Genomic DNA, 19339 nt, shown 5'->3' on the forward strand with positions numbered 1-19339 from the left:
CCGGTTACTTAGCGAGTGGCTTAACGAAGCGGTCAGTGACATAGCTGCTGTAGTCGGTGGCGACCTGCGGCACTTTGCCCTGCTCTTTCAGGAACTGCGCGGTGTCGACAATCGCTTTATCGACGGGCTTAGCCAGTTGCTCAACCTGCTGCTGCGCGGTCAGATAGGTATTGCCCCTGACCAGTCCCGGAACCTGCTGCTCCGGCACGCCGCTCAGGCGCGACAGCTTGCTGAGGTTGTCGCCGTTTTTCAGCCACTGGTCAGGGTTATCGATGTAGCCTTTTTGCGCTTCAATTGCGCTGCGGGCAAAAGCGGTCACCACCTCTGGATACTTTTCGGCAAAGTCTTTGCGTACCACCCACACATCCAGCGTTGGAGAACCCCAAATGCCTACCTGCGCGGAGTCCGTCAGCACGTTGCCGTCTTTCTCCAGTTCGTTCACTGCCGGGGCCCAGACGTAGGCACCGTCTATATCCCCGCGCTGCCAGGCCGCAATAATGGCCGGTGGCTGCAGGTTAAGGATTTGAACCTGATCGGGTTTGATGCCCCAGTGCTTCAGCGCGGCCAGCAGGCTGTAATGGGTGGTGGAGATAAAGGGCACGGCAATGCGCTTGCCGATCAGATCTTTGGGATTTTTAATGCCCTTTTTAACCACCAGCGCTTCGGAATTGCCAAGCTGGGAAGCCAGCAGGAACACCTCAATCGGCACCTGCTGGCTGGCCGCCACCGCTAATGGGCTGGAGCCAATATTGCCAATTTGCACGTCACCGGAAGCCAGCGCTCTGACCACGCTGGAGCCGCTGTCAAATTTACGCCAGTCGACTTTTGCGCCACTCTCTTTAGCAAAAGTGTTATCGGCCTGCGCGACCTTGGCCGGTTCCGCAGAGGTCTGGTAAGCGATGGTGACATCCACCGCCTGTGCGCTGAGCGCGGAAAGTGAAAGCGTTGCTGTTAGCAGAAAAAGTGTGAATTTACGCGCCATAATGCTGCTCCGGTTATCATTGTTATGAGGTGAACCTCTTTGTAACCGAGAGCAATCATCGCAATAAAGTAATTAAAAATTATCGTTTATAACCATAAATCCTTAGAAGAAAACCAGGATTGTTAAGTTGGATTGCTGGTTAAAGCATAAAAAAACCACCGCAGAACGGTGGTTGATTCAAAAACGGAGAAACAATCAGTGCCAGATCAGCAATACGCAGGCGGCGGTGAGCAGCCCCATGGCAACATTAAAGAGGGTCCAGGCACGGCGGCTGCGCAGAATACGGCCGATCAGCGAGCCAAAGCCCAGCCAGATAAAACCGGCCACCAGGTTCACCAGCGCCATGCCCACGCTGATCGCCACCACCGAACCACGGTAGGCATCGCCCGCCAGGCTGAAGCTGGCCACGGCCCCCAGCGCCATCAGCCACGCTTTCGGGTTGATCAGCTGCAACAGCCCCCCCTGCCAGGGCGGCATCGGCTTAGCCGGGGCATCGCCGGTCTCCAGCTTTTCATATTCCGCAGTGGCAATTTTCCACGCCAGCCATAGCAGGTAAGCACTCCCGGCGATTTTCAGGAACAGATGGAGGGAAGGATAAAGCAGGATTAACCCACCCACGCCGAAAGCCACCATCAGTAGCATCACCTGCATGCCCATCATGATGCCAATCAGCAACCACAGCGAACGCAGAAAACCAAAGTTGGCGCCCGAGGCGGTGAGTAACATATTATTAGGGCCTGGCGTGATCGCAGCGACCCACAGAAAGCCCAGCATAGACAAAAACAAACTCAGTTCCATATGAAACGGGTGCTCCTCACCCCCTGACCAGAAACGAACCAGACGAAGCTAGCAATGTGACAGGGATCCTACAAGCATTTTGAACATGAATTTTAGTCAAACCCCGGAGACGGCCTTTCAGCCCATCCCGGGGATGAGCAACGCGCATCTGCAAACCATTCTTCCCCGCCTGGTGCGCCGCCGCATTTCCCTGCAGCCGCACTGGCAGCGCCTGACGCTGCCGGACAGTGATTTTGTCGATCTGGCGTGGAGTGAAGACCCCGCTCAGGCCAGCCACAAGCCACGGGTAGTGCTTTTTCATGGCCTTGAGGGAAGTTTCCACAGCCCTTATGCCCATGGCCTGCTGCAGGTGTGCAAAGCGCACGGCTGGCTCGGCGTGGTGATGCACTTTCGCGGATGCAGCGGCGAACCCAACCGGCTGAATCGCATTTATCATTCCGGTGAAACCAGCGATGCGACGTTCTTTTTGCAGTGGCTGCGTGACGAATGGGGCACCGTGCCCACCGCCGCCGTCGGTTTTTCGCTGGGCGGCAATATGTTGGCTTATCTGATGGGCGAACAGGGCGACCGCTGCCTGCTGGATGCCGGGGTGGTGGTCTCAGCGCCGCTGATGCTGGAGCCGTGCAGCTTCAGGCTGGAACAGGGTTTTTCCCGCGTCTATCAGCACTATCTTTTAAACCTGCTGAAACAGAATGCCGCGCGCAAGCTGATTGCCTGGCCGGGCACGCTGCCAGTGGATTTAGCCCAGCTGCGGGGGCTGAAAAAGCTGCGCGACTTTGATGATGCCATAACTGCCCGCGCCCACGGCTATACGGATGCCACCGATTATTACCGGCGCTGCAGCGCCATGCCGCGACTACCCGGCGTGCGTAAACCTTTACTGATCATTCATGCCAAAGACGACCCCTTTATGACCGACGAGGTCATTCCTGACCCGGCGCAGCTGCCCTCCAGCGTGGAGTATCAACTGACGCAGTACGGCGGGCATGTGGGATTTGTCGGTGGAACCCTCTTCAGACCTCAAATGTGGCTGGAACAGCGCATTCCGCAATGGCTCTCAACCTGGCTGGACAACTGACGTGATAATTCCCTGGAAAGACCTGGAAGCGGAAACGCTCGATAATCTGATTGAATCCTTTGTACTGCGCGAAGGCACCGACTACGGCGAGCAGGAGCGGTCGCTGGAGCAAAAAGTCAAAGACGTTCGCCGCCAGTTAAGCAGCGGCGAAGCGGTTCTGGTCTGGTCGGAACTGCATGAAACGGTCAACATCATGCCTCGCGGGCAGGTTACCGGTTAAAACGCAGCGGAACGCCAGCGGCGCGGCTTATTGTTACCGGTTCGCGCAGCCAGAGAAGTGGCCGCTCTGGCTGAACGCTGCAGCACCTCACGCTGATTAACGCGGGTTAAAGTGCCATCACGCATCACCGGCTGCCCGTCAATGAACACATCCGTCACTTCATGCCCCAGCGCGGAGTAGACCAGCGCCGAAACCGGATGGTGGACCGGTGTCATTGCCGGATGGTCAGTGCCAATCACAATCACGTCGGCTTTTTTCCCCACCTCCAGCGATCCCACCAGGTGATCGAGGCCAATCGCCCTCGCTCCGTCGATGGTAGCCATTTCCATCACCTTCTCCGCCGTCATAATGGTCGGATCGCGATGCACCCCCTTCTGCATCAGCGCGGCAGTTTTCATCGCCTGGAACAGGTTGTGGTTGTTGCTGCTGGCCGGACCATCCGACCCCAGGCCAACGGTAATGCCAGCCGCCAGCATTTCCGGGATTGGCGGAATACCGGATGCCAGGTAGAGATTGCTGCAGGGATTGTGCGAAACGCGCACATCATGATGTTTCAGGGCGCGGATATCTCGCGAGCTGCACTGCACGCAATGCACCGCCAGCACATCCGGCCCGAGAAAGCCGATATCGCTTAAAAATTCGGTATCACTGCCCTGAAAACGCAACTGCGCCTGAGCGATTTCAAAGTCAGTCTCCGCCACGTGGGTGGTGATCAGCACACCAGTTTCGTCAGCCAGCGCACGGGTTCCGCGCAGCACCTTTTCATCCAGCGCCCAGATCATACTGGGGGCCAGCCCGACTTTCACCCTGCCATCAGGGCGGTGATAGCGTTGAATAACCTGTCGCGCATCGGCCAGCGCCGCTTCCGGCGTTTCAATCAGCTCCTGCGGGATACCATGCTCCGCACCGGTGGTCAGAAATCCACGGCAGACATGCCCACGGACGCCGCTCAGCTCAAATGCTTCAATAACTTTCGCCGTCAGACCCGGCCGCGGATGGGCATACATAAAATCAACCAGCGAGGTCACGCCGGAACGAATCGATTCCACACAACCGTGCAGCGCGGCGGCAAACACATCCTCTTCAGTCAGCGCCACAGCGCTCGGTCCGGTCATGCAGGTGAACCACTTCTTCAGCACCATGTCATCCCCCAGCCCTTTCAGCAGCGTCTGGAAAAGGTGGGTATGGGTGTTCACCATGCCCGGCATGATGATGCTGTCACGGCAGTCAATCACCTCCGCTTCCGGGCTGGCGGTCTGCAGGCTCTGCCGCGTGCCGATAGCCGTAATCCGGTCACCGGCTATCAGCAAACTGGCCTGCTGTAGTATGTCACGGTCCGGATTCATGGTGATGATCCAGCCATCGGCAAGAAGATAAGACACGGCGATTCCTTACAGTTGCGGCAGCAGCCCGCCCGATCCAACGACAAAGCCAAAACACTGCTGCACATTGTACAGCGTGGCATCCAGGCAAAATGCAGGCGACGTGGTGGCGCTGCAATCTTCCAGCAGCAGGCAGTCATAGCCGTGGAAGTTGGCATCCTGCAGCGTGCACAGTACGCACTGATCGATGTTCACCCCGGCAAACAGCAATGTGGTTACACCCAGATTGCGCAGTATGCTGTCCAGCTCGGTGTCCTGAAAGCCAGACATGCGGTATTTATTGACGCGGATATCACTTGCCGCGGGTCTGAGTTCATCAACCACCTCGGCTGCCCAGCTTCCGGCCTCAAGCACTGGCGCGCCTGATACAGGTAAAGGATCGCCCAGCCCCACGCTCTCGCCATCCGCGTTGTAGACGTGCAGCAGCGCCGGGCTGAGGTTCAGCCGGTCAGGGCGATTGCCCCAGTTCAGCCAGATCACCGGCACTTCCGCTTCCCGCAGGCCGGGCAACAGAGATTGCAACGGTGCGATCGGCGCTCGCGCAGGGGTGACATCCACGCCAATATGTCCCAGCCAGCCTTCGGGATGGCAGAAGTCATTCTGCATATCAATCACCAGCAGCGCCGTGCGGTTGAGATCGAAAGTGACCTCCCGGCCACGGCTGGTCAGCGTCACCGGGTTGGACAGCACCGGCGCACGTACCATATCCACCTGCCCGACTGACACCCGCCACTGGTTATGCACGGAACTGCCCAGAGGATTCCCTGCCATATCAGCCCCCGCTCAGCACGCGCAGATCTTCTTCGTCCAGCGTCACCGGCTGACCGCCACGGATCAGCTCGGCAAAGCCTTCGTTCGGCGTCATTACCGTCAGGGTGTAGAGCTTGCTCTTACCGGTGTTCTTGATCAGATGCTCATTGCCCGGATGCAGCAGCAGCGCATCACCCTGGCGAATAGTCACTTCATCGCCGTTACAACGCGCGATGCCTTCACCGTGTAAGACGAAGAAGAACTCGTGCGCATGGGCATGTTCATTCGGCGGTGTGGCACCGCCAACGGTGAAGATCTCCACCACGAAAATGTTCTCAATTCCGTCCTGTTGCTTGTCGAATAGCACGGCAAAGTAGTTAGTGTCCTGCGGACTGATGCGGAAGACCTGAGCCTCCGCGGGGTTGGTTAAGCGGAAATTTTTCATCCTTTACTCCTTCCGGTAAGGCTGGGTTAACGCCGCAGGCTGCACCGTCCGGCCGACCGCGCCGGACATGGCGAGAATGGTCAGCAGATAGGGCAGTGCCAGTAAGACCTGCGGCGGCAGGCTGCTTTCGAAAAGCTGCAGTGAGAGCTGTAGCGCATCGGCAGCCCCAAATATAAATGCCGCAATCATCGCTTTCACCGGGCTCCAGCGGCCAAAAATAACGATCGCGAGGGCGATAAAGCCCTGGCCGCTGACGATGTTGTCGCGGAACAGGCCAATCTGGGCGGTGACCAGATAGCTGCCAGCCAGCCCCGCGCCAAGGCAGGAGAGCAGCACGCCCCAGGTGCGGATGCGCAGCACGTTAAGCCCGGCAGCATGTGCCGCACGAGGGTTTTCGCCCACTGAACGCAGCGAGAGGCCAAAGCGCGTATGGAACAGGCCAAAGTGCGCCACCGCCACCAGCAGCAAAGTGAGGTAGAGGGGCAGAGGCTGAGTGAACAGCACCGGTCCGATCCCGGGAATTTCCCACAGCAGCGGCACATGAATTGGGTTAAGCATGGTGATGGTTGGGGAAGAAGCATCGCCCATTACCAGCGAATAGATCCAGGTCGCCACGCCGCCAGCAAGGATATTAAAGACAATACCAATCACGATCTGGCTGGCATGGGCCCGCAGATACAGAGCTGCCAGCAACACGCCCACTGCCAGCCCGGCCACGCCGCCAGCGATAAAGCCCAGCGCCGTCGATCCGCTGTAAACAGCCGTCATATAACTGGCGAGCGCTCCCATCAGGATGGTGCCCTCAATGCCAATATTCAGTACGCCAGCCCGCTCGGCATAGATTTCGCCCAAAGCGGCCAGCAGCACCGGCCCTGCCAGACGCACAGCAGCAGCAAGCCAGGTGATGATAAAAGCCGTATCGATATTCATCAGCGCGCTCATGATTTCTCCTCCGACAGCTGCTGCGCAGGAGTACGGCCTGGCCAGCGCAGCCGGTAATAGCGCAGGATGTCTCCGGCGAGGATCAGGATCACCACCAGGCTTTGCAGGATCAGCACCACTGAAGTTGGCAGGCCGGTTTGACGCTGCATCGCGCTGCCGCCCACTTCAAGGCCGCCGTACAGCACGGCAGTTGGGATCACCAGCAGCGGATTCAGCCTGGCGAGTAGCGCCACCACCACGCCAATAAAGCCCACGCCGCCGGACAACCCTTCCATCAGGCGGTGCTGCACGCCAAGCACGGCGCAAAGTCCGGCCAGCGCAGCAAGACCGCCGCCCAGCAGCACCGCGCTCATCTGCCTTTTGCCGACGGCGATGCCGCCATAGCGGGCTGCTTTTGGATTCAGCCCGCTGACGATGATTTCAAACCCTGCTGGCGTGGCGCGGATCAGCCACCAGACGTATACCGTGGCGACCAACGCAATGCCCAGTCCCCAGTGCGCTCGCATCCCCTCCATGATGAAAGGCAGCCAGCTATCATGTGGCAAGCGTGGCGTTTGTGGCAGGTCGCCCACCGCACGCATCGGGCCGGAGACCAGATACTGGATGAGAAAAACCGCCACGTAGTTCGCCATCAGCGAAATCAGCACGTCATTGCCGCCAAACCGCACGCGCAGGAAGCCTACCCATCCCGCCCACAATGCCCCGGCGACAAACGCGGCACAGATCACCGCAGGCCAGTAAACCCAGCCAGGCAGCGCCCACGGCATACTCTGTGGCGTTCCGGCCAGCGCAACCCAGCTGGCTGCCGCAGCGCCTGCCAGGAAACAGCCTTCAAAGCCGATATAACCCAACCCGGCGCGCCAGATAACGATAGTTCCCAGCGCAATCAGGATTAATGGTGTGGCCTGCACCAGCGTTTGCCCAAAGCCCCGCAGCGAGCCAAAAGCCTCACTGAACAAAAATTGGTAAGCGCTGAAAGGGTTGCCGCCAAAGGGTATAAACAGCAGCCCGGCAATAACAAATGCCGCCAGCATCGCGCCTGAGGTGGTGGCGATCACGGCGGTGGAAGAGTCCACAGGGGCGAGTCGTTTTTCAAGCAGCCTGCTCATCGTCTGCTCCTGTTAATTTGCCGCCCGCCATCAGTTCACCCAGCTTTTCCGCCGTGGCGTCAGAGGCATCCAGCACGCCAGCTACCTGGCCGCCATACATCACCGCGATGCGGTCGGAAAGGTTGAGAATTTCTTCCAGCTCGGCGGAGATCATCACAATCGCACAACCGCTGTCACGGGCAGCCAGCAGCCCCTGCCAGACCGCTTCCACAGCGCCGACATCCAGCCCTCGGGTAGGTTGCTCAACCACCAGCAAACGGGGTTTGCGGGCGACTTCACGTCCCAGGATAAGTTTTTGCAGGTTGCCGCCGGAGAGTTTGCCCGCCTCGAAATCAGTATCCGGCGTGCGGACTTTGAAGTGGTCGATGATGGCACGGGCGTGACGGACAATCTTTTTGCGGTCCAGCAGCCAGCCACGGGCATGCGTGAACGACTGCTGGGCACCGAGCATGGCATTGTCCGCTATCGACAACGAGGTGACCGAACCGACTCCGCGACGGTCAGCGGGAATAAAACCGATTCCCTTCGCCCGGCGTGCGGCTGGTGAGAGCGCTGAAATATCTTCCCCGGCGAGTAAAATTCGTCCCGCCTCAATTTCCCGCAGATTAAGCAGCGCATCCGCCAGCTCAGACTGGCCGTTGCCATCCACTCCGGCAATGCCGAGTATTTCTCCGGCGGCGACTTTCAGCGAGGCGCGCCAGATTTTTTGCTGACCGGTTTCATCCCGCAGCGCGATGCTGTCCACATGCAGGATCTCCTCGCCACGCTGGCACGGGGTTTTCTCCACCCGCAGCACCACATCACGCCCCACCATGCGGCGAGCCAGATCGGTTTCGGATGTGTCATCCACCGCCACCGTTTCAATCATCCTGCCACCGCGCATCACGGAAACGCGATCCGCCACGGCCATAATTTCATAGAGCTTATGCGTCACTATCACCACCGAGCGTCCTTCTTCCCGTAGCGAGTGAAGCGTGGCAAACAGCCCCTCTTTTTCCTGCGGCGTCAGCACGGCGGTAGGTTCATCGAGGATCAACACTTGCGCATCGCGATACAGCAATTTGAGGATTTCTACCCGCTGCTGGACCCCGATTGGCAAATGCTGAATTTTTGCCCAGGGATCGACTGCCAGTCCGTGGCGATCGGAAAGCGCCTGTAACCGTAGCGCTGCCGCCTGCAAGTCCAGGCGGCAGCTGCGGGTTTCCTTCAGGCCAAGGATCACGTTCTCCACTACGGTCATCGGCTGGACCAGCATAAATTCCTGATGGACCATGCCAATGCCGTGCGCGATGGCATCTCCCGGATTGCGCAGGATCACCGGCTGTCCGTCGATAACAATTTCGCCCTCGTCGGGTTGATACAGCCCGTACAGGATCTGCATCAGGGTACTTTTCCCCGCGCCGTTCTCACCGAGCAGCGCATGGATTTCCCCTGCGGCGACATTCATCGACACGCAGTCATTCGCCGTGACGCGCGCAAATCGCTTGGTCACTTTGTTTAACGCTACGCGGGGCTGCATCGCTACCATCACCTGAGGTTCGCTCATACTTTCGGCACGATGGTGCCATTATCCAGCTGCTGCCAGATGGCAGTGAATTTCTGCCATGCCTCAGCGCTGACCAGCTTGCTGTTGTACTGCTCTTTACCGTGCACCACAGACCAGGCTTTTGCCACCGTCGGTGCCCACTCTTTGCCACCGAGGAAGGCGTTATTCGCCACGGAATGGCCGACTTCTTCCACCATCCAGTCGAGGTTCTGCTTCAGACTGCAGGCAATGTACGCCGGGGAAACATCCATCTGATCGGCATAGCAGCCGATGGCTTTAACTTTCGCGGCGGCAGCACCCTGCAGTGCACCCAGCCCGGTCACATCAGCGGCATGCCAGATCACGTCGGCTCCGTTGCCGATCAGGGTAGTTGCCGCTTCCCGGCCCTTCGCTGCGTTATCGTAATCACCAGTGACCACGCCCAGCCCTTTCACGCCTGGGCGGGTTTTCTCGGCACCGGCAATAAAGGCACGCATCATCGCCTGTTGTGTTGGATTATCACCGCCGCCGACAAAGCCGACCGCTTTACCTTGATCGGAAATCAGAGCTGCCAGAGCGCCTGCGGCATAAGCCGCCTGCAGATAGGCAAGATTGACGTATTCCACATTGCCCGGCGCGGTTTCATCCGGCTTAAAGGTGGAAGCGAAGAAGTGGGTATCCGGGTAGTCAGGGGCAATTTCGGCAAACGCCGAGCCGTATTCAAAGCTGTGGCCGATAATCAGCGAGTAACCGTCGTCGGCATAGCCGCGGATCACCTGCTCCATCTGCGCCTGCGGCACGCTTTCGCTGTAAGCCGCGGTGAAACCTTCTTTTTTCAGCGCCTGTAGCCCCTGATACGCCAGCATGCTCCAGCCGCCATCGGCAACGGAACCCGGCAACAACAATGCGATTTTGATGCTCTTATCCGCGGCCAGCGCTTTGCGAGAAAGTAACGGCGCCAGAGCCGGTAACATCACCGCGCCCGCCAGCATCTTTGCAAATCCCCTGCGACTTACACCTGCCATTTTTTATGCCCCCTCAACTGAAGATTGTTCAGTTATGCCGCGATTTTCGTTACCTTAAAAGCACAGTTTTTCGTACTCAACGATGCCTTAAAGGCAACACTACGGAGTCGTCATGCTTCAGCATCGCCTGTGGACCTATCTGGATGAAGTGGCGCGCAGCGGGTCAATCCGTAAAGCGGCCAGCAGACTGCATATTTCAGCTTCCGCCATTAACCGGCAAATCCTCGCGCTGGAAGAGGAACTCGGCACCCCGTTGTTCCAACGCCTGCCACGCAAAATGGTGCTGACGGCCGCCGGAGAAGTGCTGATCCACCACGTCCGCCAGACATTCAAAGAGCTGGAATGGGCGCAGATTAAGATTGAGGAACTGAAGGGGCTGCGGCGTGGCGAAGTCACGGTAGCGATGATGAGCGGGCTGGCGGCCAATCTGATCCCCCGCGTGGCCGCTGAATTCCGCCGGGCAAATCCCAGGGTAAAATTAGTCCTGCGGCAGATGACCACCGGTCACGACATTACCAGCGCGGTGGAGTCGGGCGAGGCTGATTTAGGGCTGGGATTCGATTTTGATTTACCCCCTTCCCTCCGTACGCTGGGCAGTGCGGTCGGAAGGCTTGGGGCGGTGGTGTCACCCGGTCATCCACTGGCGGATAAAACCAGCCTGCGCCTGAGCGACTGCGTGCCCCATTCGCTGGTAATTGCCGACAAGTCGATGGTGATCCGTCCTTATCTGAACGATCTGTTCTCTCGGGCGTCAGTGACCGTGCACCCGGTCATTGAAACCAATTCGATCGAGGTGATGCGTCAGGCGGCGATGGTCGACCAGGCGCTGACCTTCCTGACGCCGTTTGATATTGAGTTCGATCTGCGCAGCGGCAGGCTGATCTATATTCCGGTGCGCGAGCTGGCGCAGCGCACACAGAACCTGATGCTGATTGGGCACGACAGGGGCACCAGCGCGATTGGCAGCGTGCTGGCGGAGACCATTAAGGCAATGATAATGATGAGCCAGATGGCTTAGCGGACTTCAGCGTGCCGGAGCCGCCTTAAATCTCACGGTAAGGAAAGCGGGCAATACGGCGTGCTGAAATGCGTGGCATGCCGCCTGCTGAAGGCATACTCTATTTTGACTGGTAAGGTGGCTGGTAAGCCTGCACCTCACGGATCAGCTTAATCAGCGCCTCAGCCGCCCGCCGGGTTTCGATTTTGCCGCGTTCGGCATCCGCAGCTGCGGCGTTACCGGTGGTGCCGGAAGGATGCAGATCCTCCGCCATCCAGCCAAAGCCCACGCCTCCTTCCGGGGTAAGGATGCCGCCAGTTTCCGCCAGTGCCACCGAGGCGGACACAAAATCCTCTGCGTATTTCATCTGCACCAGATCCGGATGAAGATGCAGCATCACACTGGTTTCCGACTCACCGCCATGAATACCGTGCTGCCGCTCGTGTTCGCTGAACAGATCGCTGGAGTCGATGGTTCGGAACCAGCTGGCTCCGACGGCAAACACTCCCAGTTCAATGCGCAGCTGGCGGCAGACAATCTCCATCAGCTGCGGCTGGCCGCCATGCGAATTCCAGAAAATCAGCTTGCGGATCCCGGCGCGCCAGGCGCTTTTTGCCACTTCAAACCACACTTTGCCCAGCAGATCATAAGGAAGGGTCAGCGTGCCGGGGTAATTGAGATGCTCATCAGATTTGCCAACCGGCAGTGCGGGAAGGATCAGCACCGGGAGATCTGCAGGCATCATGCCGACCGCTTCGGCAACGATCCCGGCATTAATCGCGGCATCCACCCTGACTGGCAGATGCGGGCCATGCTGCTCCACTGCGCCAATCGGCAGCACCGCAACAATCTTGTCCATCTCCAGCTCGCTGAATTCACGGGTCGAGAGATCCCACCACCAGCGTGACGAAGGCATATTCATTAAAAGTTATCTCCTGCACTGTTTTATACAGTCTGGTCAATTTGGTGCGCTAAATGAAGCAGCAAAAATGCGGCGGCGCGTTGCTTTTTTGGCATCAGAGAGGGGCAAAGGTGACACCCGTGCGCTAAACATGATACCAATGCTGGATCGATACGATCTTTCTCAGGGAGCTAACATGTCTGCCAAACATCCGGTGATTGCCGTGACCGGTTCCAGCGGCGCGGGAACCACCACAACCAGCCTGGCCTTCCGCAAAATTTTTCAGCAGCTTAACCTGCATGCCGCCGAAGTGGAGGGAGACAGCTTTCACCGCTATACCCGGCCTGAGATGGATATGGCAATCCGCAAAGCGCGCGATATGGGCCGACACATCAGTTATTTTGGCCCTGATGCCAACGACTTCGCGCTGCTGGAGCAAACCTTCCAGGAATACGGTAAAAGCGGCAGCGGCAAGTCGCGCAAGTATCTGCATACCTATGATGAGGCGGTGCCGTGGAACCAGGTGCCGGGAACCTTCACGCCGTGGCAGCCGCTGCCGGAGCCGACTGATGTGTTGTTCTATGAAGGGCTGCACGGCGGGGTGGTAACACCGCAGAACAACGTGTCACAGCATGTGGATCTGCTGGTTGGCGTGGTGCCTATCGTTAACCTGGAGTGGATCCAGAAGCTGGTGCGTGACACCAGTGAACGCGGCCATTCGCGAGAAGCGGTAATGGACTCGGTAGTGCGTTCTATGGAGGATTACATCAACTTCATCACACCGCAGTTCTCGCGCACGCACATTAACTTCCAGCGCGTCCCGACCGTTGATACCTCCAATCCGTTCGCCGCACGGGGCATCCCGTCGCTGGATGAAAGTTTTGTGGTGATCCACTTTCAGGGACTGGAAGATATCGACTTCCCCTATCTGCTGGCGATGCTGCAGGGTTCTTTTATCTCTCACATTAACACGCTGGTGGTACCTGGCGGCAAAATGGGGCTGGCGATGGAGCTGATCATGGGGCCGCTGGTGCAACGGTTAATCGAAGGGAAGAAGATAGAGTAGTGCCCCGACAGTGCGGGGCACGGGATATTTTACAGCTCAATCACTTCATAGCTGTGAGTGATCTCCACACCTTTGCCCAGCATCAGCGCAACGGAGCAATATTTTTCTGCTGAGAGATCGACAGCGCGGGACACGGCTTTATCGCCCAATGCGTTACCCGTTACGATAAAATGCAGATTGATATGGGTGAAGAGACGCGGAGCCTCTTCACGCCGTTCGGAGGTCAACTTAACCTCACAATCTTTAACATCGTGACGGCCTTTTTGCAGGATTGAAACCACGTCAATCGCGCTACAACCGCCCGCTGCCATCAACACCATCTCCATCGGGCTGGGTGCTTTATCCCCTGAGTTGCCATCCATCAGCACCTGATGTCCTGATGAGGATTCTCCCAAAAAGGTCAGCCCTTCCACCCATTTGACACGTGCCTGCATAACAAACTCCTCTAATTCATTCAGTTAACACCAGATTACGCTTTAGCAACAAAAACGGCAACGCAGCAGATTTCGCACTATGCTGAAGCGAGACAACAGAAGACACTCGTGCAAAGCTGTGCTACAAACAAGGCTGTAATACTTTCGTCAGTACTCTACAAGCTTTGACGAAACGGAACGACATAACGAGCCTGGCTTCCCAAAGAAGCCGAATAAATTTCCTGACAGGGAAACGCTTGACTATTTCAACGCCTGACAGGGAACTCTGCCCCTGTATTTAAGGCACGATGACAACAGAGGATAACAGCGAATGGTTCTCGGCAAACCGCAAACAGACCCGACACTTGAATGGTTCCTGTCACATTGCCATATTCATAAGTATCCATCCAAAAGCACGCTGATTCACCAGGGTGAGAAAGCGGAAACCCTCTACTACATCGTCAAAGGCGCGGTAGCGGTGCTGATTAAGGATGAAGAAGGCAAAGAGATGATCCTCTCTTACCTCAATCAGGGCGATTTTATTGGCGAGCTTGGCCTGTTCGAAGAGGGTCAGGAGCGCAGTGCGTGGGTACGGGCAAAAACCGCGTGCGAAGTCGCTGAAATTTCCTATAAGAAATTCCGCCAGCTGATCCAGGTGAACCCCGACATTCTGATGCGTCTCTCTTCGCAGATGGCGCGTCGCCTGCAGGTAACGTCCGAGAAAGTGGGCAATTTAGCTTTCCTCGATGTGACTGGTCGCATCGCGCAAACCCTGCTCAATCTGGCTAAACAGCCGGATGCCATGACTCACCCTGACGGAATGCAGATCAAAATCACCCGTCAGGAGATCGGCCAGATTGTTGGCTGCTCCCGTGAAACCGTTGGGCGTATTTTGAAAATGCTGGAAGATCAGAACCTGATCTCGGCACACGGTAAAACTATCGTTGTCTACGGCACACGCTAACCGGCTCTGATCCTCGGCGCAACAGTCTCTGTTGCGCCTTTTTATTTGGTACGGAGTGATGTGGCGTCGAATTATTTATCACCCTGAAGTCAACTACGCACTGCGCCAGACGCTGGTGCTCTGTTTACCGGTTGCTATCGGATGGCTGCTGGGCGATTTGCAAAAGGGATTGCTGTTCTCCTTAGTCCCGGCCTGCTGCAACATCGCCGGTCTTGATACCCCGCATAAACGCTTTTTCAAACGCCTGATCGTGGGCGGTAGCCTGTTTGCCTTCAGCAGCTTTCTGATCCAGTACCTGGGCGCACACCAGGTTCCCCTGCCCGCTATTTTATTCGTGATGGCGATGCTGCTCGGCGTGACCGGAGAGATCAGCCCGCTGCACGGACGACTGCTGCCCGGCTCGCTGATTGCAGCGATCTTCACCCTCAGCCTGGCGGGAAGGATGCCAATCTGGCAGCCGCCGATGCTCTACGTGCTGGGCACGGTCTGGTACGGCGTCTTCAACTGGTTCTGGTTCTGGCTGTGGAAAGAGCAGCCGATGCGCGAAACGCTGAGCCTGCTGTACCGGGAGCTGGCCGGTTACTGTGAAGCTAAATATACCCTGCTGACTAAACTCACCGATCCGGAAAAAGCCCTGCCGCCGCTGCTGGCCCGTCAGCAGAAAGCGGTCGATCTGATCACCACCTGCTACCAGCAAATGCACATGCTGGCCGCCAATAACGATAATCATCACAAGCGGCTGACCCGCGCCTTTCAGGTGGCGCTGGATTTGCAGGAGCATATCTCCGTCAGCCTGCATCAGCCGGAAGAGGTGCAGAAGCTGGTGGAACAGAGCCACGCCGAAGCGGTGATCCGCTGGAACGCCCAGACCATTGCGGCCAGGCTGCGCGAACTGGCAGACGATATCCTTTATCATAAGCTGCCTGAGCGATTTACCATGGATAAGCAGCTTCAGGCGCTGGAAAAAATTTCCCGCCAGCACCGGGACAATCCGGTCGGCAACTTCTGTTATTACCACTTCAGTCGCATTGCCCGCGTCCTGCGCACTCAGCGCCCACTTTATCAGCGCGACCTGATGGCCGACCGCCAGCGCCGTCTGCCGCTGCTCCCGGCCATAAGAAGTTATCTCTCGCTGAAGTCCGCCGCGCTGCGCACCGCCGCCCGTTTTGCGGTGATGCTGACCTTTGCCAGCTCGCTGGCGCTGTTCTTTAACCTGCCCAAGCCCTACTGGATTTTGATGACGGTGATGTTTGTCAGCCAGAACGGTTACAGCGCCACCAGAGTCCGGATCCAGCACAGGGCGCTGGGAACCCTTGCCGGGCTGATTATCGCTGCCGTCACTCTGCGGCTGCAGGCCCCGGAGCCTCTGGTGCTGCTGGTGATGCTGGCAATCACCCTGATCAGCTATCTGTTTATCCGTAAGTTCTACGGCTGGGCGATGATTGGCTTTACCGTCACGGCGGTTTACTCCCTTCAGCTGCTGTCACTGAACGGGGCTGATTTCCTGCTGCCGCGCCTGATGGATACGCTGATGGGCTGCCTGATTGCCTTTGGCGGCATGATCTGGCTGTGGCCGCAGTGGCAAAGCGGGCTGCTGCGGCAGAATGCGCACGATGCGCTGGAAGCCTATCAGGGAGCGCTGCAGATGCTGCTGGGCAACGAGCAAGACCCGGTAAAGCTGGCTTACCAGCGTATGCGGGTCAATCAGGCTCATAACGCCCTCTTTAACTCGCTGAATCAGGCGATGCAGGAGCCCGGTTTCGATTCGAGTTATCTGGCAGACATGAAGCTGTGGGTGACGCACAGCCAGTTTATCGTTGAGCACATCAACGCGATGACCATCCTCGCGCGTGAGCATACCATGCTGACGTCATCGCTGGCGGAGCGGTATTTGCAGTCCTGTGAGATTGCGTTACAGCGCTGCCAGCAGCGACTGGAATATGACGGCCCCAGCTCTGACACTAACGTGCTGGATGGCCTGGGAGAAATTCAGCAGGGTCCGGTGACCATTCTGGAAAGGCACGTGCAGCGCATATTGGGACATCTCAGCGTGATGCACACCATCTCGTCACTGGCATGGTTCAATCGACCACATCACGGGCGCTGGCTGTCGCGGCGCTTGAGAAAATAGACCCGATCGCTCAGGCCCCTGTTTGCTACAAACTCAAGGCGCGGGGAATACGTTAACAACCTCGCCGTTTGCGTGCCTTAGCCGGCCAGCACTTTCTCCACCGCGACGGCAAAGCGGCCCATCCCCTCTTCAATATCAGCCGGTTCGATCACCAGTGAAGGCGCAAAGCGGATCACATCCGTTCCTGCGTTGAGGATCATCACCCCTTCCGCCGCTGCAGCATTCAAAATGTCACGAGCCTTACCGGCATACTGTGGCTTGAGAGCCGCACCAATCAGCAAGCCTTTGCCACGGATCTCACTGAACAGATCCAGCTTCGCGTCGATTGCTTTCAGCGCGGTGACAAACTGCTGACGACGGGTTTCCACGCCGCTCAGCACTTCTTCGGTGTTGATGATATCCAATGCTGCTTCGGCCACCGCACAGGCCAGTGGGTTACCGCCGTAGGTGGTGCCATGCACGCCCGGTGACATGGTGGAGGCAATTTCATTAGTTGTCAGCATCGCACTGACCGGGAAGCCGCCGCCCAGCGCTTTTGCGGTGGTCAGAATGTCCGGCTCCACGCCGTAATGCTCGTAAGCAAACAGTTTGCCACTGCGACCCATGCCGCTCTGCACTTCATCCAGCACCAGCAGTGCCTGATGCTCATCACACAACTGGCGCAGGCCCTGCATAAACTCCGGCGTGGCAGGCATAATACCGCCTTCACCCTGGATTGGCTCCACCACGATGGCGCAGGTGTGGTCATCGATAACCGCTTTGACCGCAGCCAGATCGTTAAACGGCACGTGGACGATATCCGCCGGTTTCGGACCGAAGCCGTCCGAGTATTTCGGCTGCCCCCCAACGGAAACGGTAAACAGCGTCCGCCCGTGGAAGGCGTTGTGGAAAGCGATGATTTTGCTCTTGTAAGGCGAATGGCGTTTTGAGGCGTAATAGCGGGCCAGCTTGAAAGCGGCTTCGTTCGCTTCACCGCCGGAGTTAGCAAAAAACACGCGATCGGCAAAAGTCGCTGCAATCAGTTTGCTGGCGAGGCGCAGCGCAGGTTCGTTGGTGAAGACGTTGCTGGTGTGCCACAGCGTCTCTCCCTGGCTTTTTAAGGCTTCCACCAGCGCCGGATGACAGTGGCCCAGCGCAGTCACCGCGATACCGCCGGAAAAGTCGATATACTCTTTCCCCTGCTGGTCCCAGACCCGGCTGCCTTTGCCCTTCACCGGCACAAACTGAGCTGGTGCATAAACAGGCAGGATCACCTCATCGAACGTCGCCCGCGTTACCGCTAATTTATCCGCTGCCATTGACTACCTCATCTGTTTTTTTACGTTGCAGGAAGTGAAATTATAATCACAAAATATGCATAAAAAATCAATCAAAGGCAACTTTTTCACTGCCGGAGGAAATTTTCCAGCAGCTGGTGTCCCTGCTCGCTGAGAATGCTTTCCGGATGGAACTGCACCCCTTCCAGCGGCAGATGACGATGGCGGAACCCCATAATCTCGTCAGACTTGCCATCGCGCAGTGTCCAGGCAGTCATTTCAAATTCCGCCGGAAGGGACGCTTTCTCCACAATCAGCGAATGGTAGCGCGTCACCGTCAGCGGATGTTTCAGGCCGGAAAAGACGCCCCCATCATTATGCTCAATCACCGACGTTTTGCCGTGCATCACTTCCCTGGCCCGTATCACCCGCGCACCAAAAGCCTGCGCGATAGCCTGGTGACCCAGGCAGACGCCGAGAATTGGCAGTTTTCCGGCGAACTCCGCAATCGCCGCCAGTGAAATACCCGCCTCGTCCGGTGTACAGGGACCGGGAGAGATCACCAGCTTTTCCGGCCGCAGGGTGGCAATTTGATCCAACGTCAGCTCGTCATTACGCCGGACCAGCACCTCTTCCCCCAGCTCACAGAAGTACTGACAGAGGTTCCAGGTAAAAGAGTCATAGTTATCAATAAGCAGCAGCATCGGCACTCCGGACCGGTTTGGAAGGCCGCTATTCTACGCATTTTCCGGCCGTTCGCTTACCACTTTGCCAAACGCCGCCGTAAGTAACGCGAGATCGCCCGCCAGGCTGGTTTCCACCGCCGTATGCCAGCTTGCGGGGTCAATTTGCCGCCACTGGATATCGTAACCGCCATGAATGATCAGCTGCTCAAAGAACAGCCGTAGCGCACGGCCGTTACCGCGCAGGAAAGGATGTAAAACCGTCAGTTCGCAGTAATACCATGCCAGCCTCTCCACCAGCTGGTTTACCGGCAGGTCAGCCACGCCGATCTCCTCTTCCAGCGCCTGCATCAGCGCATTACCCTCTTTCTCGATATATTCGAAGTGGCAACAGGGTGTGTCGCCCAGTTGAATATCGACGCTGCGAAGTTCGCCCGCCCGATCGAGAACATCATGGAACAGTGCGCGATGCAAAGCTCGCAGATGTGGCAGCCCCGGATTGGGTGCGCCAAGATCGAGAGTGGTACCGCCCAGCAGGAAACTGGCGAGGAAATTTGCGTCCTGACGTTGCTGCCAGAGGGAAGTTTTTTGCTTATCGGTTAGCTTTCCGGACATGCTGCCTCCTTTGGCGGGGTCATCACTGCGTTGTGCAGACTTTCTGCACTCATTATA

At 57.5% G+C, this 19339-nt stretch carries 20 protein-coding genes; 6 read left to right on the top strand and 14 right to left on the bottom strand.

Translation table 11 applies throughout. The features are described from left to right. Nucleotides 1–4: 4 nt before the first annotated feature. A complete protein-coding gene (gene tauA, locus GSQ70_RS02700) occupies nt 5–982 on the bottom strand; it encodes a taurine ABC transporter substrate-binding protein (protein ID WP_158780886.1) in 978 nt (325 codons plus the stop codon). 195 nt (nt 983–1177) lie between these two features. Further along, on the bottom strand, nt 1178–1780 hold the full coding sequence (locus GSQ70_RS02705; protein WP_158780888.1) for a LysE family translocator: 603 nt from the start codon (nt 1778–1780) through the stop codon (nt 1178–1180). A gap of 85 nt (nt 1781–1865) precedes the next feature. Here GSQ70_RS02705 and GSQ70_RS02710 point away from each other — a divergent pair, with 85 nt between their 5' ends. Both GSQ70_RS02710 and GSQ70_RS02715 read left to right on the top strand, forming a co-directional pair. Continuing rightward, entirely contained in the window at nt 1866–2858 is a 993-nt protein-coding gene (locus tag GSQ70_RS02710; protein ID WP_158780890.1) for a hydrolase, read from the top strand. A 1-nt stretch (nt 2859) separates the two neighbouring features. Further along, the gene (locus GSQ70_RS02715) at nt 2860–3078 is read left to right on the top strand and encodes a YheU family protein (protein WP_158780892.1); all 219 of its coding nucleotides are present in this window, start codon (nt 2860–2862) and stop codon (nt 3076–3078) included. Here the strand turns inward: GSQ70_RS02715 and GSQ70_RS02720 are convergent. From GSQ70_RS02720 to GSQ70_RS02750, 7 genes are read right to left on the bottom strand one after another with little or no spacing between them, the layout of a single operon-like run. After that, nucleotides 3075–4460: an amidohydrolase family protein gene (locus tag GSQ70_RS02720; protein ID WP_158780894.1), complete on the bottom strand. Its 1386-nt coding sequence runs from the start codon at nt 4458–4460 to the stop codon at nt 3075–3077. The two genes, GSQ70_RS02715 and GSQ70_RS02720, sit on opposite strands and share 4 nt — an antisense overlap. Before the next feature lie 9 nt (nt 4461–4469). Then, on the bottom strand, nt 4470–5231 hold the full coding sequence (locus tag GSQ70_RS02725; RefSeq protein ID WP_158780896.1) for a cysteine hydrolase family protein: 762 nt from the start codon (nt 5229–5231) through the stop codon (nt 4470–4472). A 1-nt stretch (nt 5232) separates the two neighbouring features. Beyond that, nucleotides 5233–5655, bottom strand: a complete 423-nt coding sequence (locus tag GSQ70_RS02730; RefSeq protein ID WP_158780898.1) for a cupin domain-containing protein — start codon at nt 5653–5655, stop codon at nt 5233–5235. A 3-nt stretch (nt 5656–5658) separates the two neighbouring features. Next, the gene (locus tag GSQ70_RS02735) at nt 5659–6597 is read right to left on the bottom strand and encodes an ABC transporter permease (RefSeq protein WP_158780900.1); all 939 of its coding nucleotides are present in this window, start codon (nt 6595–6597) and stop codon (nt 5659–5661) included. Beyond that, the gene (locus tag GSQ70_RS02740) at nt 6594–7706 is read right to left on the bottom strand and encodes an ABC transporter permease (protein ID WP_158780902.1); all 1113 of its coding nucleotides are present in this window, start codon (nt 7704–7706) and stop codon (nt 6594–6596) included. Before GSQ70_RS02740 ends, GSQ70_RS02735 begins: the two co-directional genes overlap by 4 nt. Next, nucleotides 7690–9252: an ABC transporter ATP-binding protein gene (locus GSQ70_RS02745; protein ID WP_233268235.1), complete on the bottom strand. Its 1563-nt coding sequence runs from the start codon at nt 9250–9252 to the stop codon at nt 7690–7692. The genes GSQ70_RS02740 and GSQ70_RS02745 overlap by 17 nt, the downstream gene beginning before the upstream one ends. Then, a complete protein-coding gene (locus GSQ70_RS02750) occupies nt 9249–10256 on the bottom strand; it encodes a BMP family protein (RefSeq protein ID WP_158780910.1) in 1008 nt (335 codons plus the stop codon). Before GSQ70_RS02750 ends, GSQ70_RS02745 begins: the two co-directional genes overlap by 4 nt. 112 nt (nt 10257–10368) lie before the next feature. On the opposite strand from GSQ70_RS02750, the gene GSQ70_RS02755 reads away from it, so the two are divergent. Beyond that, entirely contained in the window at nt 10369–11274 is a 906-nt protein-coding gene (locus GSQ70_RS02755; protein ID WP_158780912.1) for a LysR family transcriptional regulator, read from the top strand. Between the two features lie 100 nt (nt 11275–11374). Here GSQ70_RS02755 and GSQ70_RS02760 read toward each other — a convergent pair whose 3' ends face one another. Beyond that, entirely contained in the window at nt 11375–12175 is an 801-nt protein-coding gene (locus GSQ70_RS02760) for a creatininase family protein (protein ID WP_158780914.1), read from the bottom strand. Nucleotides 12176–12350: 175 nt separating this feature from the next. Here GSQ70_RS02760 and GSQ70_RS02765 point away from each other — a divergent pair, with 175 nt between their 5' ends. After that, nucleotides 12351–13220 carry a phosphoribulokinase gene (locus GSQ70_RS02765; protein WP_158780916.1) on the top strand — a complete coding sequence of 290 codons (870 nt, stop codon included), beginning with the start codon at nt 12351–12353 and terminating at the stop codon, nt 13218–13220. 29 nt (nt 13221–13249) lie between these two features. Here the strand turns inward: GSQ70_RS02765 and GSQ70_RS02770 are convergent, their stop codons facing one another. Further along, the gene (locus tag GSQ70_RS02770; protein ID WP_158780918.1) at nt 13250–13654 is read right to left on the bottom strand and encodes an OsmC family protein; all 405 of its coding nucleotides are present in this window, start codon (nt 13652–13654) and stop codon (nt 13250–13252) included. Between the two features lie 310 nt (nt 13655–13964). Here GSQ70_RS02770 and crp point away from each other — a divergent pair, with 310 nt between their 5' ends. Next, complete coding sequence (gene crp / locus GSQ70_RS02775; protein ID WP_017803012.1) at nt 13965–14597, top strand: cAMP-activated global transcriptional regulator CRP; 633 nt, start codon at nt 13965–13967, stop codon at nt 14595–14597. A 58-nt stretch (nt 14598–14655) separates the two neighbouring features. Then, nucleotides 14656–16728, top strand: a complete 2073-nt coding sequence (locus GSQ70_RS02780) for a YccS/YhfK family putative transporter (RefSeq protein ID WP_158780920.1) — start codon at nt 14656–14658, stop codon at nt 16726–16728. Between the two features lie 77 nt (nt 16729–16805). On the opposite strand, the gene GSQ70_RS02785 is transcribed toward GSQ70_RS02780, so the two are convergent. From GSQ70_RS02785 to GSQ70_RS02795, 3 genes are all read right to left on the bottom strand, one after another. Next, the gene (locus GSQ70_RS02785) at nt 16806–18026 is read right to left on the bottom strand and encodes an aspartate aminotransferase family protein (RefSeq protein WP_158780922.1); all 1221 of its coding nucleotides are present in this window, start codon (nt 18024–18026) and stop codon (nt 16806–16808) included. Nucleotides 18027–18112: 86 nt separating this feature from the next. Next, on the bottom strand, nt 18113–18688 hold the full coding sequence (locus tag GSQ70_RS02790) for an aminodeoxychorismate synthase component II (protein WP_158780924.1): 576 nt from the start codon (nt 18686–18688) through the stop codon (nt 18113–18115). Between the two features lie 33 nt (nt 18689–18721). After that, complete coding sequence (locus GSQ70_RS02795) at nt 18722–19282, bottom strand: putative adenosine monophosphate-protein transferase Fic (RefSeq protein WP_158780926.1); 561 nt, start codon at nt 19280–19282, stop codon at nt 18722–18724. Between the last annotated feature and the right edge of the window lie 57 nt (nt 19283–19339).

This window comes from Pantoea sp. BAV 3049, assembly GCF_009765445.1.
Lineage (GTDB): Bacteria > Pseudomonadota > Gammaproteobacteria > Enterobacterales > Enterobacteriaceae > Erwinia.

What these genes read in the sequence shown, in the direction of transcription:
- tauA (WP_158780886.1), bottom strand. Translation starts at nt 982, where the DNA reads ATGGCGCGTAAATTCACACTTTTTCTGCTAACAGCAACGCTTTCACTT.
- GSQ70_RS02705 (WP_158780888.1), bottom strand. Translation starts at nt 1,780, where the DNA reads ATGGAACTGAGTTTGTTTTTGTCTATGCTGGGCTTTCTGTGGGTCGCT.
- GSQ70_RS02710 (WP_158780890.1), top strand. Translation starts at nt 1,866, where the DNA reads ATGAATTTTAGTCAAACCCCGGAGACGGCCTTTCAGCCCATCCCGGGG.
- GSQ70_RS02725 (WP_158780896.1), bottom strand. Translation starts at nt 5,231, where the DNA reads ATGGCAGGGAATCCTCTGGGCAGTTCCGTGCATAACCAGTGGCGGGTG.
- GSQ70_RS02730 (WP_158780898.1), bottom strand. Translation starts at nt 5,655, where the DNA reads ATGAAAAATTTCCGCTTAACCAACCCCGCGGAGGCTCAGGTCTTCCGC.
- GSQ70_RS02735 (WP_158780900.1), bottom strand. Translation starts at nt 6,597, where the DNA reads ATGAGCGCGCTGATGAATATCGATACGGCTTTTATCATCACCTGGCTT.
- GSQ70_RS02740 (WP_158780902.1), bottom strand. Translation starts at nt 7,706, where the DNA reads ATGAGCAGGCTGCTTGAAAAACGACTCGCCCCTGTGGACTCTTCCACC.
- GSQ70_RS02745 (WP_233268235.1), bottom strand. Translation starts at nt 9,252, where the DNA reads ATGAGCGAACCTCAGGTGATGGTAGCGATGCAGCCCCGCGTAGCGTTA.
- GSQ70_RS02750 (WP_158780910.1), bottom strand. Translation starts at nt 10,256, where the DNA reads ATGGCAGGTGTAAGTCGCAGGGGATTTGCAAAGATGCTGGCGGGCGCG.
- GSQ70_RS02755 (WP_158780912.1), top strand. Translation starts at nt 10,369, where the DNA reads ATGCTTCAGCATCGCCTGTGGACCTATCTGGATGAAGTGGCGCGCAGC.
- GSQ70_RS02760 (WP_158780914.1), bottom strand. Translation starts at nt 12,175, where the DNA reads ATGAATATGCCTTCGTCACGCTGGTGGTGGGATCTCTCGACCCGTGAA.
- GSQ70_RS02765 (WP_158780916.1), top strand. Translation starts at nt 12,351, where the DNA reads ATGTCTGCCAAACATCCGGTGATTGCCGTGACCGGTTCCAGCGGCGCG.
- GSQ70_RS02770 (WP_158780918.1), bottom strand. Translation starts at nt 13,654, where the DNA reads ATGCAGGCACGTGTCAAATGGGTGGAAGGGCTGACCTTTTTGGGAGAA.
- crp (WP_017803012.1), top strand. Translation starts at nt 13,965, where the DNA reads ATGGTTCTCGGCAAACCGCAAACAGACCCGACACTTGAATGGTTCCTG.
- GSQ70_RS02780 (WP_158780920.1), top strand. Translation starts at nt 14,656, where the DNA reads ATGTGGCGTCGAATTATTTATCACCCTGAAGTCAACTACGCACTGCGC.
- GSQ70_RS02785 (WP_158780922.1), bottom strand. Translation starts at nt 18,026, where the DNA reads ATGGCAGCGGATAAATTAGCGGTAACGCGGGCGACGTTCGATGAGGTG.
- GSQ70_RS02790 (WP_158780924.1), bottom strand. Translation starts at nt 18,688, where the DNA reads ATGCTGCTGCTTATTGATAACTATGACTCTTTTACCTGGAACCTCTGT.
- GSQ70_RS02795 (WP_158780926.1), bottom strand. Translation starts at nt 19,282, where the DNA reads ATGTCCGGAAAGCTAACCGATAAGCAAAAAACTTCCCTCTGGCAGCAA.